16 protein-coding genes are annotated in these 14,045 nt (G+C 59.9%); 11 read left to right on the forward strand and 5 right to left on the reverse strand.

Features of this window, described 5'->3' with window-relative positions; genetic code table 11:
* Positions 1-39: 39 nt before the first annotated feature.
* The 3 genes from NCHU2750_RS01285 to flgF all read right to left on the reverse strand — a co-directional run bounded on the left by NCHU2750_RS01285 (position 40) and on the right by flgF (position 2,761).
* Complete coding sequence (locus NCHU2750_RS01285; protein WP_245480307.1) at positions 40-600, reverse strand: hypothetical protein; 561 nt, start codon at positions 598-600, stop codon at positions 40-42.
* Complete coding sequence (gene fliI, locus NCHU2750_RS01290; protein WP_502703862.1) at positions 600-1,943, reverse strand: flagellar protein export ATPase FliI; 1,344 nt, start codon at positions 1,941-1,943, stop codon at positions 600-602. The genes NCHU2750_RS01285 and fliI overlap by 1 nt, the downstream gene beginning before the upstream one ends.
* A gap of 80 nt (positions 1,944-2,023) precedes the next feature.
* Positions 2,024-2,761 carry a flagellar basal-body rod protein FlgF gene (flgF, locus tag NCHU2750_RS01295; protein WP_119938802.1) on the reverse strand — a complete coding sequence of 246 codons (738 nt, stop codon included), beginning with the start codon at positions 2,759-2,761 and terminating at the stop codon, positions 2,024-2,026.
* A 217-nt stretch (positions 2,762-2,978) separates the two neighbouring features.
* Between flgF and flgB the strand changes: the two genes are divergently transcribed.
* From flgB to fliP, 10 genes are read left to right on the forward strand one after another with little or no spacing between them, the layout of a single operon-like run.
* The gene (flgB, locus tag NCHU2750_RS01300; RefSeq protein WP_119938803.1) at positions 2,979-3,386 is read left to right on the forward strand and encodes a flagellar basal body rod protein FlgB; all 408 of its coding nucleotides are present in this window, start codon (positions 2,979-2,981) and stop codon (positions 3,384-3,386) included.
* Position 3,387: 1 nt separating this feature from the next.
* Positions 3,388-3,801 (forward strand): flagellar basal body rod protein FlgC, encoded by a 414-nt coding sequence (gene flgC, locus NCHU2750_RS01305; RefSeq protein ID WP_119938804.1) that lies wholly within the window; start codon positions 3,388-3,390, stop codon positions 3,799-3,801.
* A 2-nt stretch (positions 3,802-3,803) separates the two neighbouring features.
* Positions 3,804-4,151, forward strand: a complete 348-nt coding sequence (fliE, locus tag NCHU2750_RS01310; RefSeq protein WP_119942807.1) for a flagellar hook-basal body complex protein FliE — start codon at positions 3,804-3,806, stop codon at positions 4,149-4,151.
* Between the two features lie 20 nt (positions 4,152-4,171).
* Positions 4,172-4,960 (forward strand): flagellar basal-body rod protein FlgG, encoded by a 789-nt coding sequence (flgG, locus tag NCHU2750_RS01315; RefSeq protein WP_119938805.1) that lies wholly within the window; start codon positions 4,172-4,174, stop codon positions 4,958-4,960.
* 23 nt (positions 4,961-4,983) lie between these two features.
* The gene (gene flgA, locus NCHU2750_RS01320) at positions 4,984-5,469 is read left to right on the forward strand and encodes a flagellar basal body P-ring formation chaperone FlgA (protein ID WP_119938806.1); all 486 of its coding nucleotides are present in this window, start codon (positions 4,984-4,986) and stop codon (positions 5,467-5,469) included.
* A complete protein-coding gene (locus NCHU2750_RS01325; RefSeq protein WP_119938807.1) occupies positions 5,466-6,590 on the forward strand; it encodes a flagellar basal body P-ring protein FlgI in 1,125 nt (374 codons plus the stop codon). The genes flgA and NCHU2750_RS01325 overlap by 4 nt, the downstream gene beginning before the upstream one ends.
* On the forward strand, positions 6,587-7,141 hold the full coding sequence (locus tag NCHU2750_RS01330) for a MotE family protein (protein ID WP_119938808.1): 555 nt from the start codon (positions 6,587-6,589) through the stop codon (positions 7,139-7,141). The genes NCHU2750_RS01325 and NCHU2750_RS01330 overlap by 4 nt, the downstream gene beginning before the upstream one ends.
* Positions 7,138-7,854: a flagellar basal body L-ring protein FlgH gene (gene flgH / locus NCHU2750_RS01335; protein WP_119938809.1), complete on the forward strand. Its 717-nt coding sequence runs from the start codon at positions 7,138-7,140 to the stop codon at positions 7,852-7,854. Before NCHU2750_RS01330 ends, flgH begins: the two co-directional genes overlap by 4 nt.
* 34 nt (positions 7,855-7,888) lie before the next feature.
* On the forward strand, positions 7,889-8,395 hold the full coding sequence (locus NCHU2750_RS01340) for a flagellar basal body-associated FliL family protein (RefSeq protein WP_119938810.1): 507 nt from the start codon (positions 7,889-7,891) through the stop codon (positions 8,393-8,395).
* Positions 8,392-9,126 carry a flagellar type III secretion system pore protein FliP gene (fliP, locus tag NCHU2750_RS01345; RefSeq protein WP_119938811.1) on the forward strand — a complete coding sequence of 245 codons (735 nt, stop codon included), beginning with the start codon at positions 8,392-8,394 and terminating at the stop codon, positions 9,124-9,126. The genes NCHU2750_RS01340 and fliP overlap by 4 nt, the downstream gene beginning before the upstream one ends.
* 530 nt (positions 9,127-9,656) lie before the next feature.
* Here the strand turns inward: fliP and NCHU2750_RS01355 are convergent.
* Both NCHU2750_RS01355 and NCHU2750_RS01360 read right to left on the reverse strand, forming a co-directional pair.
* Positions 9,657-10,121 (reverse strand): BspJ family T4SS effector nucleomodulin, encoded by a 465-nt coding sequence (locus tag NCHU2750_RS01355; RefSeq protein WP_119938813.1) that lies wholly within the window; start codon positions 10,119-10,121, stop codon positions 9,657-9,659.
* A gap of 365 nt (positions 10,122-10,486) precedes the next feature.
* Positions 10,487-12,415, reverse strand: coding sequence for an O-linked N-acetylglucosamine transferase, SPINDLY family protein (locus tag NCHU2750_RS01360; protein ID WP_119938814.1), 1,929 nt, complete (start codon positions 12,413-12,415; stop codon positions 10,487-10,489).
* A 391-nt stretch (positions 12,416-12,806) separates the two neighbouring features.
* On the opposite strand from NCHU2750_RS01360, the gene NCHU2750_RS01365 reads away from it, so the two are divergent.
* The gene (locus NCHU2750_RS01365; RefSeq protein WP_119938815.1) at positions 12,807-13,685 is read left to right on the forward strand and encodes a flagellin N-terminal helical domain-containing protein; all 879 of its coding nucleotides are present in this window, start codon (positions 12,807-12,809) and stop codon (positions 13,683-13,685) included.
* Positions 13,686-14,045 lie beyond the last annotated feature (360 nt).

A 14,045-nucleotide genomic window follows, 5' to 3' on the forward strand; every position in this document is an offset into this window, starting at 1 on the left:
GTCTGGTCCGGCTAAACTGGCTTTGCGGGCCGCAGCGTCTCATTCGCTGTAGATCTTTCCCGCAGACGTGACGATTTCCCATTTGCCGCTGCGTTGCCTGAGGCTCGCTAGGCGCGAATTATCCGGCAGCGTAGAACCGATCTGCACCAGGAAAATGCCGCTCGCATTCTCGATCAGAGCGCGGCCGTTTGCAACATGCAGAAGCTTGAAATCGGTGCCGCCGGGGAAGGGCTGGTTCTGGAAGCCGCCCGGCTCGCCCGAACTGTCGGAACCGGACGATGGAATTGCCGCCGTCGTCAGGCGGTCGTCAGCCGGAGGAGGCTCGGTGGTCCTGTCTGCCTCGTCGACAAGCGGATCGCGCATCGCGCCGATACCGGCATCGCCTACGGGACGAATGTGGCTCGCATTGCGCATGCCCTCCCAGCCGGCGACGTTGACGCCGAACTTGTCCTGATTGAAGAACACATACCAGGGGAAGGCCGCACAGAGCATCGAAAAGCCGATCAGCGAGGCGACGATCCATCGGTCTATCGGCTTCGTCACGGCGCTGCCGCCGCTGCGGCGCCGCCTGAATGGTATCTTGCCTGGAAGCTTGGCCATCAGGCACCCCTCTTTCCTGCCGGTACGGCGCGATTATTGCCGGTGAGGGCAGCCTTCAGTGCGTTGGCAAGCTCCGTATAGGCATCGATTACCACCGGATCTCCGGGCGATTGCTTCAGCACGTCGTAGATGATCGGCACCTGCTTGACCGCCATGTCGAGATCGGGATCGGCACCCGGCCGGTAGCCGCCGATCAGGCGCAGGTCCTTCGTCTCCTCGTAGATATTGATCAGGCCTTTCAGCCGCGAAACCAGCCGTTCCTGGTCACCCGTCCAGGCCTTGCGTGCCAGACGCGAGATCGACGACAGCGGATTGACGGGCGGATAGCGGCCCTCGTCGGCCAGCGCGCGGTCGAGCACGATATGGCCATCGAGGATACCGCGGGTCGAATCGGCGATCGGGTCGTTGTGATTGTCCCCGTCGACGAGGATCGAGATGATCGCCGTGATCGTTCCTGCACCCTCCATGCCGGGTCCGGCACGTTCCAGCAGCCGCGGCAGCTCGGTGAAGACGGAAGCGGGATAGCCGCGCGCAACCGGCGGCTCGCCGGCTGCGATCGCGACCTCGCGGATGGCATGGGCGAATCGCGTCACGCTGTCGGCGATGAAAAGCACGTTCTGGCCCTGGTCGCGAAAATGTTCGGCGATCGTCATGCCGACCAGCGGCGCCATCTTGCGCAGCATCGGGCTCTCGTCGCTGGTGGTGACGACGATCACAGCCTTTGCGACGTTCTTGCCGAGCGTGTCCTCGATGAATTCGCGCACTTCACGGCCGCGTTCGCCGACAAGCGTGATCACCACGCGGTCGAAGGCATCGGCCTTTGCAAGCATCGACAGCAATGTCGATTTGCCGACGCCGGACCCGGCGAAAACCCCGAGACGCTGGCCATAGCAGATCGGCGCGAAGATATCGATCGCCTTGACGCCGGTACGGAACGATGTGTCCACGCGTCTTCGGGTCATCGACGGCGGCGGCTGGCTATTGATCGAGCGCTGCACTGGGCCTTCACGAAGCGGCCCCTTGCCGTCGATCGGGCGGCATAGCGAGTTGATCGTCCTGCCGCACCAGCTGTCGCTCGGCGCGAGCCGGAATTCGCCGGTGCGCAGCACCAGGTCGTCGACGCCGATCGGCGCACCCGGTTCGATCGGGCAGACATAGATGAGGTCGGGCTCGACGCGCACGACCTCGCCCATATGCAGGCCGGTCGCGCTCTGGTGAGAGACGAATTCGCCGAGGCGCACGTGCCGGGACAGGCCGCTGACCGTATAATAACCGGCGGCGATCATTCTCACCCGGCCGCCCCAGGAGAGAACATGCGCGGGATCGGCATAAAGGGCTGCCATATCGGCAAGCCGGTCCAGACGGTTCATTGCCACCGGCTGGAAATCCTCGGGCTGGGCTGCGGTCATCATTACTGTGTCCGTCAGCTGGTAACGCCGCCAAGCGTCTTCATCGCTTCAGAGAAGGTGTCTTCGCTCGTGCTCATCAGCGACGAGATGCTTTCAAAGGCGCGGTTGACCTGAATGAGCTGCGTCATCTCGCCGATGGCATTGACGTTGGACTGCTCGAGAAAGCCCTGCATCACGCCCACGCCCATCGTGTCGACCACCGGCTGTGGCGTTTCGGTGGAGACCACGCCGCTGTTGTCGGTGCGATAAAAGCCCTTGCTCAGATCGGCGGTAAAGACGCCGATCTGCCCGACGGTCCGGCCATTCTGGTTGATACGGCCATCGGTGCCCACCTTGGGCGAACCACCGGTCGGGTCGAGTTGGATCGGACCTCCTCCCGAATCGAGCACCGGATAACCCAGTACCGAGACCAGGCTGCCGTCGAGCGACATGGAAAAGCGGCCGTCGCGGGTCAATACCGGCCCCTGCGGCGTCTGGACCTGGAACCATGCGTCGCCTTTGACGGCGAAGTCGAGCGAGTTGCCCGTCTGCTCGACGTCGCCGGTCTTCGTCGACAGATAGTCGTTACCCTGCGTGACGAAAGCCACCTTGGTATTGTTCTGGTTCTTCGTCTGGCTGAGAACCTGATCGAACTTCACCTCCGTCGCGCGAAAGCCCGTCGTATTCATGTTGGCGATGTTGTCGGAGATCGTGGTGAGGCGATGTTCGAGCGCGATCTGGGACGAAAGGCCGACATAGAGACCGGATTGCATGTGTGGCTCCTGATTTAAAGGATACGCCGCATGCCCTCGCGGGGGAGAGCTCTGGCAAGTTCGGGAACACAGTTAAGTGCCCGGCCTTGCGCGAACCTGTTTGACGAGAACGAAGGGATTTCCGCTGTTTTCCGTCGAAATCTGAAGCCGGCCCCTACCGCAAGTCCCGCGCAAGATTGTCCCTCTAGCGTCCTGGACGACAAGATGGAGAACACCCATGACCACCCAGCCGATCCAGTTGTTCGAGCTTGCGTCTCGGCAGGCAGAATGGCTGTCCGTCAGACAGCAGGTTGTCACGACGAACGTCGCCAATGCCAATACCCCGAAGTTTCATGCGAAGGATGTCACTCCGTTCGACGCGGAGTTGAAGTCCACCAGTGGCATGGGCCCGATGGCAATGGCGCGCACCAACCCGGCGCACATGGTCGCCGACATCGCCGGTAACGGCGAGGTCGAAGTCAAGGATGGCAAGCTCGATCAGGAAATCGGTGTCCAGGAATCGGGCAACACCGTCGCCCTGGCGACTGAAATGACCAAGATGGGCGACATCAAGCGGCAGTTCGATCTGAACACGCAGCTCGTCGGCTCGATGAACAAGATGATGCTGGCGGTACTGGGCAAGTAAGATGGATTCACTGATCGCTTCGATGAAGATCGCCGGCAGCGGCCTGGAGGCTCAGTCCACTCGCCTGCGTGTCGTTTCCGAAAACATCGCGAACGCCCGCACCACCGGCGACACTCCCGGTGCGGATCCCTATCGCCGCAAGATCATCACCTTCGGTGACGAGATGGACAAGGTCGCAGGCGTCAACATGGTCGACGTCAAGAAGATCGGCACGGATCAGGGCAAGTTCACCGAGGAATATGATCCCGACCATCCGGCCGCCGACGAGCACGGAATGGTCAAGTATCCGAATGTGAACGTGATGATCGAAATGGCCGATCTTCGCGAAGCCAACCGCAGTTACGAGGCTAACCTGCAGAGCATCAAGCAGACGCGGGACCTGATCTCGTCGACAATCGATTTGTTGAAAGGTTAATGATGATCGATAGCATTTCAAGCATCGGTTCGCTGACGAAGTCCAACGGTCTCGACCAGACGGAAAGCACCGGCACCAGCCTCACGGATATGCTCGGCACGGCAGCCGGCACGGTCGCCACCGGCGTCGCCGGCCCGTCTTTCGGCAGCTATCTGGCCGATGCCGCCAAGGGCGCTCTCGACACCGTCAAGAACGGCGAGGCCATGTCCTTTGCCGGAATCCAGGGCAAGGCATCCACTCGTGAGGTTGTCGATGCCGTGATGGACGCGAACCGCACCCTTCAGACCGCGATCGCGGTCAGGGACAAGGTCGTCTCCGCGTTCCTCGACATCACTAAAATGCAGATCTAGAAAGCAGGGGTTATACCGTCATGAGAGCACTCGCTATTGCCGCTACGGGTATGAACGCCCAGCAGACCAACCTGGATGTCATCGCAAACAACATCGCCAACATCAACACGACCGCCTTCAAGCGCGGCCGTGCGGAATTCACCGATCTTCTTTATCAGACGGAACGAGCAGCCGGCCTTGCCAACCGTGCCGACCAGGCGATCGTACCGGAAGGCGCCAATATCGGTCTCGGCGTGCAGACGGTTTCCACCCGCAAGCTGTTCGAACAGGGTGAGCTGACCCAGACCAGCAACGATCTCGACGTCGCGATCGTCGGCCATGGCTGGCTGCAGGTCCAGGGCACCGACAACACCACGGTCTATACGCGTGCAGGTTCGTTGAACAAGGATGCCAACGGACGTCTGGTGACCTCCGACGGCTATGCTGTCATTCCTCAGATCACCATTCCGAACGATGCGACGGAAGTGACGATTTCGGAAGACGGTACCGTTGCGGCCCGTATCGGCGATGCCGACACCACGACCAATCTGGGTCAGCTGCAGCTTGCACTCTTCGCCAACGATGCCGGCCTGCGGCCGATGGGCGACAATCTCTTCGGCGTCACGGATGCATCCGGCGATGCCGTCGTCGGCAACCCGACGGACACCGGTTATGGCTATCTCAAACAGGGATACCTGGAAGCGTCCAACGTCGATTCCGTCAAGGAAATCACAGACCTGATTGCCGCGCAGCGCGCCTATGAAATGAACTCGAAGGTCATCACCACGGCCGACGACATGGCCAAGATCGTCAGCCAGAATCTGAAGTAACGAAAACGGACGGGGCAAACATCATGTTTCCTGAGAGGAATGCATTTCGGTCGGCTGTCGGCAGCGCAATTCTTGCGCTGCTCTTCATCGCGGGTGCCGGATCTCAGCACGCGATTGCCCAGACCTTGTATGCAGTCGTACCGACATCGACGATTTTCCCTGGCGATACCATCTCCGCCGGGCAGGTAACTGAGGTCGAGGTAACCAATCCGAACCTTGCGGGTGGTTACTCCTCTGACTTGAGCCAGGTTGTCGGCAAGGTGTCGAAGCGCACGCTGGTGCCGGGCCGGACCATCCCCGTCGCCTCGCTGCGCGATCCCTTCACCGTCGAGCGCGGCAAATCCGTCCGCATCCTGTTCAATGTCGGCGGCCTGACCATCTCGGCGTCCGGCTCGTCGATGCAGGATGCCATGACCGGTGAATCCATCAAGGTGAGAAATGTCGAAAGCGGCGTCATCGTCACCGGCACGGTCAGGCCAGACGGCAATGTCGAGGTTGCGCAGAAATGATTGGCAGAATTCTTACAGCAGTAATCGCGGGCCTCGTGGCGCTTCTGGCGGCTGCCCCGTCTGTTGACGCGGCGTCGAACGCGCGCATCAAGGACGTCGTCTCGCTGCAGGCGGGACGTGACAACCAGCTCATCGGTTACGGCCTCGTGGTCGGCCTGCAGGGAACCGGCGACAGCCTGCGTTCGTCGCCATTTACCGACCAGTCCATGCGCGCCATGCTGCAGAACCTCGGCATTTCCACCCAGGGCGGCCAATCGGCCGCCAAGAATGTCGCCGCCGTCATGGTGACCACCAACCTGCCGCCCTTCTCCAGCCCCGGCAGCCGCATCGACGTAACGGTCAGCTCGCTCGGTGACGCGACCTCCCTGCGCGGCGGTACGCTGATCATGACCTCGCTGACCGGCGCCGATGGGCAGATCTATGCCGTGGCCCAGGGTGCCGTGGTCGTATCCGGCTTCAACGCCGAAGGAGCTGCAGCATCGCTGACCGAAGGTGTCACCACCACGGGCCGCATTCCCGGCGGCGCCATCATCGAGCGCGAACTGCCGTCGCGCTTCAAGGATTCCGGTGCACTCGTATTGCAGCTGCGAAACCCTGATTTCTCGACCGCCATCCGGGTCGCCGACGCAATCAACGCCTTCGCTGCAGGCGCCTATCACATGTCGATCGCCGATGCGCGCGACAGCCAGGTCGTCGCCGTCCAGAAACCGCCGCAGGAAGACCTTGCCCGCCTGATGGCACGCATCGAAGACCTGAACGTCCAGACCGACACGCCCGCCAAGGTCGTCATCAACGAGAGGACAGGCACGATCGTCATCGGCGCCGATGTGCGGATATCGAGAGTGGCGGTCAGCTATGGCACGCTTACGGTCCAGGTCACGGAATCGCCTCAGGTCAGCCAGCCGATGCCTTTCTCGAAGACAGGCCAGACCGTCACCGTGCCTCAGACCGATATCACTGCCGAGAAGACCGGTGGACCGGTTGCCGTTCTCGAAGGCCCGGATCTGCGGTCTCTGGTGGCAGGTCTCAACAGCATCGGGGTCAAGCCTGACGGGATCATCGCCATCCTGCAGGGCATCAAGTCTGCCGGTGCGCTACAAGCGGAGCTCGTCCTGCAATGAGTGGTCCCGATCTGATATCCGCAAAATCGAAGCCGTGGCAGCGTTCGTCGGTGCTTCTTCCCGCACTTGCCCTGCTTGGCCTCATGGTCGCGCTTCCCTCTGCCGATGCGCAGGAACAGGTGCGTGACGCCTCAGGCCAGACCACCGAAAACGAGGTTCTTCAATATTGCAACAACATCGCCGACGCCGCGCGCGATCGTCGATACGCCTTGCAGAAACAGGATCTCGAAAAGCTGCAATCGGACGTCAACGACCGCATCGCCGTCATGGAGAAGCGCAAGACCGAGTATGAAGACTGGCTCGCAAAGCGCAACGAGTTCATGAAGCAGGCGGAAAACGGCCTTGTCGACATGTTCAAGACGATGAAGCCCGATACCGCTGCCCCGCAGCTGGAAGCGATGCAGCCACCGCTCGCCGCAGCCATCATCATGCGGCTGCCGCCGCGTCAATCCGGTCTGATTCTGAGCGAGATGGATGCCAAGAAGGCCGCCGCCGTGGCCACCATCATCGCCAGCGCTGCGGATCCCAATACCTCGAAAGACCCGTCATGAAGAAACTTGCTCCCGCAATGCTGATGTCCGCGGCGCTCCTGTCCGGCTGCCAGACGCCCCAGGCGATCAAGGAGGTCGGCAACGTTCCTTCGATGAGCCCGATCGGCAGCGGACTGCAGTTCAGCCAGACGCCGCAGCTCGCCTCCTATCCGAAGCGGCCGCACAACATGAACAACGGTTACTCGCTCTGGAGCGACAGCCAGGCTGCATTGTTCAAGGACGCCCGCGCGCTCAATATCGGTGACATCCTGACGGTCACCATCAAGATCAACGACAAGGCCGATTTCGACAACGAGACGAAGCTCGAAAAGAGCAACGACCATACGAACGCTTGGAATGCCAACGCCACCATTTTCGGCTGGAAGCCCAGCACCGACTCCACCATCGGCTTCAACGGCGAATCCAATGCGGACGGCAAGGGCTCGACCACGCGCTCCGAGCAGTTGAACCTTCTCGTCGCCGCCGTCGTGACCGGGGTTCTGGAGAACGGCAATCTGCTGATCAGCGGTTCGCAGGAAGTGCGCGTCAACCACGAGATCCGCATTCTCAACGTCGCCGGTATCGTCAGGCCGCAGGACGTCGATGCGGCGAACACGATCTCGTATGACAAGATCGCCGAGGCCCGCATTTCCTATGGCGGTCGTGGTCGTGTCACCGAAATTCAACAACCGCCGGTCGGCCAGCAGCTCCTGGATCTGTTCTCGCCGATCTGAGCTGTCCGGGCTCTTTGCCGAGGGATGAAACAACATGGCTATCACGGCTGAGGACGAGATCGTCCCGAAAAAGAAGAGCGCGCTTGTCCCGCTGATCGGTGCCCTGCTCGCGCTGACGGTCGTCGGCGGCGCCGGCGGCTGGTTCACCGGCAAGCTGCTGGTGCCGGCGCAAAAGCCGGCGGAAGCCGAAGCCGCCAAGCCTGCTGAGGAAGGCGCCAAGGATGCAAAGGGTGAGGCGGGCAAGCCTGCGGCCGCCCAGATCAACCTGGTCGAACTGCCCCCGGTCCTGACCAATCTCGGCTATCCGTCGCAGAACGTCATCCGCCTTCAGGCTGCGATCGTCTTCGACGGGGCGCCGGATCAGGCCATCGCCGATGCAATCAACGAGGATATTGTGAACTATCTGCGCACCGTGCCGCTGCAGCAGCTGCAGGGGCCGCGTGGATTCACATATTTGAAGAGTGATCTCCTGGAGATTGCTGGTCTGAGGTCCAAAGGGCGTGTAACAAAGGTCCTGATTAGGACTTTTGTTGTCGAATGATTCGTCTCGCTATTTTTGTCATTGCTCTGGCATTGGCGCCTGAACTGGCGCATGCGCAGCAATTGCAGGATCTCCTCAAGGTCCCGGTCGATGGCTCGGCTGCGGCCTGGATCGTTCGCACCTTCGGGCTGCTGACCGTCCTTTCGGTTGCGCCTGGCATCCTGATCATGGTGACGAGCTTCCCGCGCTTCATCATCGCTTTCTCGATCCTGCGAACCGGGATGGGCCTGTCCACCACGCCGTCCAACATGATCCTGACCAGCATGGCGATGTTCATGACCTTCTATGTCATGTCACCGACGCTTGATCAGTCCTGGCAGAACGGCATTCAGCCCATGTTGAACAACCAGCTGAGCGAGGCGGAGGCGATAGATCGCACGGCCGAGCCCTTCCGCACGTTCATGATGGCCAATACCCGTCCGAAGGACCTGGCGCTCTTCGTCGATATCGCCACGGAGCGCAAGCAGCAGACGGAAGAGAACGGCAAGCCTTATTACCGCGTCCTGATCCCGGCATTCATGCTGTCGGAAATCCGTCGCGGTTTCGAAATCGGCTTCCTTATCGTGCTTCCCTTCCTTGTCATCGACATGGTTGTGGCGACCATCACCATGGCCATGGGTATGATGATGTTGCCGCCGACCTCGATCTCGCTGCCCTTCAAGATATTGTTCTTCGTTCTGATCGACGGCTGGAACCTGCTTGTAGGCTCGCTGGTGCGATCCTTCTCTTAAGGGGTAGATCCACAAATTCCGCGATTTTTGGAAAGGGGAGGGACGGAAAGCTTCGTCTCTCCCTTTCTCGTTCCATATCGGTAGGAATCCCGGATGTGTGGCAAGGATCAGGGCCGAGGCTGGCCCACATGGCAGGCGCCGGTTTGATCGCAGCCACAGCCGTTTGCGGGCGGGAGCGTCGCTGCTGGCGTGCCGGCTCGCGGACCAGCATTTGACGCTGTCGCTTTGGAACGACCCGCCCCCGGTTCGCCCTTGAAGTATTCCTGGACTGGACGTGAATGCCTGATGATGCGTTGACGTACCGGCTCTCTCTTGGCCGATGCCGGCCGTGTCGGCGGCTTTCCCTCTGAACGAACGTCCGATGAGTTCGGCGGCACGAGGCCGAGCCTCACGGACACAGAATATGTCGGGCGCGGCGCCACTGCCGGTTTACGCTGCCTTCAAACAGATTTGCCGCGCATGGCGCGGCAAATGGGATCTGAAATGTTCGCTCTGGCTTTTCGCCGGCAGTATGATGCCGGCGGAAGGGTTCAGTGCGTATGTGCCAAAGCGCTGAGTTCGAGCGCTGCCTTGGCCTTGGTATTGTGGAAGGTCACCTTCTTGAGGCTGTCGGCCAGCATAGACGTGTTCTCGCTCGGGTCCGACGAAGGGTTCTGGAAGTTGATGTAGTTGATCGAGATGCTTGCCGTGTCGCGCTCGAGCTTCAGGCGGCCGTAGACCGTGATACCCGGCGGGCTTATCTCGAGGTCGAGCGTGATCGACGGATAGCTGTCCCAGTCGAGCTCGTAGTCGCCTCCGACGCCGAATCGGACCGTGCCCGGATGGAAATAAAGTTCTGCGGCGGACTCCACCAGATCGGCAATGCTGCCGTGATATTCGAAATGCAGCAGCGAGATCAGGTCGGCCGCGTCGAGCAGCCTAAGCTCGGCCGCCAGCGGGCCGATGGCCTTGGCAAGGATCTCTTCGCGTTCGATAGAGTAAGGGCATGTTTTCATGTTGAGCCGTCTAGCCAGTTTTATGGTTAACGTTATGTTGGGCTTCCCGAAGTTGTGTCCGCATCGGGAAATCGCTCAATTATTACGATAGTTGTCGAGACTTGCGCAGGAATGGATTGTTGAAATTAAAGAGAAATTTCGAAAAATCCATAACTCTGGCGTAAGGATGCAGACCGCACCGGCCTGACGCCGCCCGTCTCGACTGCCTGGTTTGCCGACGCAGGTTCACCGCGTTTCGGCAAAAGATACTCCCTTGCCCGGCAAAGTGCTGCCGGGACAAAAAGGGGGTGAAAAGCATCATGCTTGGAAGTGGAGAGGCCCAGAAGTCACTCTGCCTCGACTATGTTCACGGATGTCCCGACCTGTCAGTCGGCTTTTTCCATGAATGGCTCGGTGCGCGGCGGAAGTGCCGCTATGTCGAAATGATCCGGTTTCAGGCCCTGCTTGGCGCGATCCACCATCGTCACGTAGGCGGCCTCGATATGCCGGCAGAAGCGCTCGGCATCGAAGAGGGGGCTGCGCAGCCTGTTGTCTTCCAGACGCTTGCGCAGCGGCTTCAGCATCTCGGGATTATTGCCGAATTCGATAGCCCGGCGCAGATAGTCCTGCTCGTCCTCGGCGATCATGTCCGGCAGGTCGATGGCATTCAGCAGGCTCTCACTGACCCGCGACGCGAAATTCGTGCCCTTGTAGGTGAGCACCGGCAGACCGGCCCACAGCTGTTCTGACGTCGTCGTGTGGCCATTGACGGGGAAGGTGTCGAGGCCGAGATCTGCAAGCGGAATACGGTTCAGGTGGTGCTCGAAATGCAGCTTGTTCATGAACAGGATGCGCTTGGCCGGAACGCCATTGGCGAGCAGCTTCTTCTGGATGTTGATGCGGCCGTCGCTGTTGTTGGTCAGGATCCAGATGACGCTGTTGGGCGTAGCCTTCAGGATGTCGGACCAGACGTCCATCATCCTCGGCGTGATCTTGCGGTTCGCGTTGAACGACGCGTAGATGAAGGCGTCTTCCGGCAGCCCGACTTCCTTGCGGGTCATGGCCTGAGCAAGCGGCCTGTTGACAGGGTCGTTCGGCTGGTAGGTTTCCGGCAGCCTGCAGAATTTCTCGTAATAATGCGGCTTCGAACTGTCCGGCAGGACATATTTGTCGCCGACGACATAGTCGAGATCGACATTGACGGTGGAACCCGGAAAGCCGAGCCAGCCCACCTGGATCGGAGCGGGCTGCATGTTGAAGATGTTGGTTCGGTTGCCGGTCGTATGGCCCTTCAGATCCACCAGGATGTCGATGCCGCGGGCCCGGATTTCATTGACGAACTGCTGGTCGTCCATGTCTCTGACCGTGACCACGGTGCCCCATTGACTGCGATCCGCCACGTTGGCCCGCAGCAGCTTCTCTTCCGTATGGCAGAACAGCGTGATCTCGAATCGATCGCGGTCATGCAGCTCGAAGATCCGGCGGATCAGCTTCATAGTCGCGTGCTGGTCGAAAAGGTCGGAAGAAACATAGCCGATGCGGATCTTGTCCGACCACCTGTGCCGCATCTGGTGACGGATCGCGGTCATCTGCGGCGAGAATGTCGGCGTATTGCTTCGCGCCATCTGGTTCAGATGTTCGTCACCGGTCCAGTGCAGGTTGAAGAACGTGCCATCCCACCTGAGGAATTCGGTATCCCCGGCCGCCACGGCAGCATCGATGATCGGCTGATGACGCTCCTGCGCATCGAACTTGCTGTGTTCCCGGCTGAACGTGAGATACATCAGACGGATGGAATTGTTGTTCGGCAGTCGGCTGAGCAACACGCGCGCCGTCTCGATATCGGAAGGATCGAAAATATCCCAGGTATAGAGCGAGATGCGCGCGCCGAGCCGCATATGCTCCAGCTCATTGCTCCTCATCAACACCGTCTTGAACACACGGGCGAGGCGAGCCTGATTCCGGTCCATGAGAAGCGACGCGACGATATAGGCAAGCGCCGGATCGCGTGTGATCTTGGGCAGGATGCGGTTTGCCAGCGCCAGCGCCTTTTCCTTCTCGCCGATCTCGAAATAGATCCGGATGCTGTCGATCAGGTTGTCGTCGGCATGCTGGCCGCCAAGCTCGGAGGCAAGCAGGTAGGATTGGGCGGCTTCCGCCTTGTGGCCCAGCTGTTGAAGTGTGCGGGCGAGCAGCATGTAGGTGCGGGCGTCCTTCTGGACGTCGAGAAGCCGGTTAATGGTCGCAAGCGAAGTCGTATAGTTGCCGTTGCGAAACTGTTGGGACGCGGCCTTGTAGCTGATCTCGGTCAACATCTGCTCCGTTAATGCTGCAACAGCCTCTGGCGACATGCGGCAACGCGCTGTCGGAAGGCCATGCGGAAATTCAGTCCGTATTTGCTACCCGGCGAAGCTTGCTTGAAACCGGTGCCTCGGAGAATGCCGCCCTGAAGCCGACCAGACGGGGCTTTGGCAAATTTTTCGCGCCGGCGCGTTCGTTAAACCCTTTGTTAACTATGCTTTGCATCCCGCTGCTTCGCGGCCCCGAAATTAAGAATGTGGCAAGGCCTTGGGGTCTAATTTTTCCCTGCGACGGGTTGGTGTCCTTAAAGAAAAACGGAACCGAGTGGCATGATGTCGGACCGTCGCAGCCGCATAAAAACCGGCATGTCCTCACCGTTTGTTTTCAGTCTTTAGGGGACGCATCATGACTAGCGTAAACTTCAATGCCGGCGCAACCGCCGCACTTCAGACCCTCCGTAACATCAACGACAGCCTGGACAAGACGCAGAACGCTGTCTCGACCGGCCAGAAGGTTTCTTCGGCTTCTGACGGCGTAGCCTACTGGTCCATCGCCACGACGATGAAGTCGGACAACAAGGCCCTCGGCGCCGCTTCGGATGCCCTGGCCGTTGGTTCGGCCAAGGTCGACACTGCTTACTCCGCAGTCGACAGCGCCATCGACGTCGTCAACGAAATCAAGGCCAAGCTGGTTACCGCTTCGGAAAGCTCTTCCGACAAGGACCAGATCCAGCTCGAAATCACCAACCTCCAGGACCAGCTCTCGTCGATCGGCCAGGCTGCATCCTTCAACGGTGAAAACTGGGTTGTTGCCGGCAGCCAGACGCAGGGTACCGTTGTTGACGGCTTCATCCGCAACTCTTCGGGCGGCGTCCAGATCACCACGGCGACCTACGACATCTCGACCTACGCCATGTTCGATTCGATCCAGGCCAACGGTGCTGGCACGGGCGGCATTCTCGGTGCTGTCATGACCATCGCTCTGACCTCGACCATGACCCAGGGCCAGATCGACGACTACATGGATACGGTCGAAACGGCTCTGTCGAGCCTGACCGACTCCGGCGCTGCTCTCGGTGCCATGACCACCCGCATCAACCTTCAGAGCGATTACGCATCGAGCCTTTCGGATGCTATCGACTCGGGCGTCAGCGGCCTCGTAGATGCCGACATGGAAGAAGAATCGGCCAAGCTATCGGCGCTCCAGACGCAGCAGTCTCTAGCCATCCAGTCGCTGTCGATCGCCAACTCCTCTTCTCAGAACGTTCTGCGTCTCTTCCAGTAAGAGTTCGCCGAAACCTTCAGATGACAGAAGGGCCGCGCCGCAAGGCGCGGCCTTTTCTGCATTTCGAGTTTCCCTTCTTCGCCGGTATCGGCGCTGCGCAGGGCGCGATGCATGGGCCGTATTTCAGCCCTTTTGAATGCATTAACGGAAGGTAAACATTCACATTTAATATTAACAGGAAGTAAATGATTACGTTATGAAAATTATCTTCGCACGTTTGCTAATCGTTAACCTTAACGGTGTCTAATCAGCTCATCAAAACGACGGGCCGAGATTAACGGTTTCCGGCAAGCATGAAGCTGACTGTCGTTCCCGGCGCAATCCGGAATGTCCCTTCCATCATAGTGCCAAAGGGGCGAC

It is taken from the genome of Neorhizobium sp. NCHU2750, from assembly GCF_003597675.1.
Taxonomy (GTDB): domain Bacteria; phylum Pseudomonadota; class Alphaproteobacteria; order Rhizobiales; family Rhizobiaceae; genus Neorhizobium.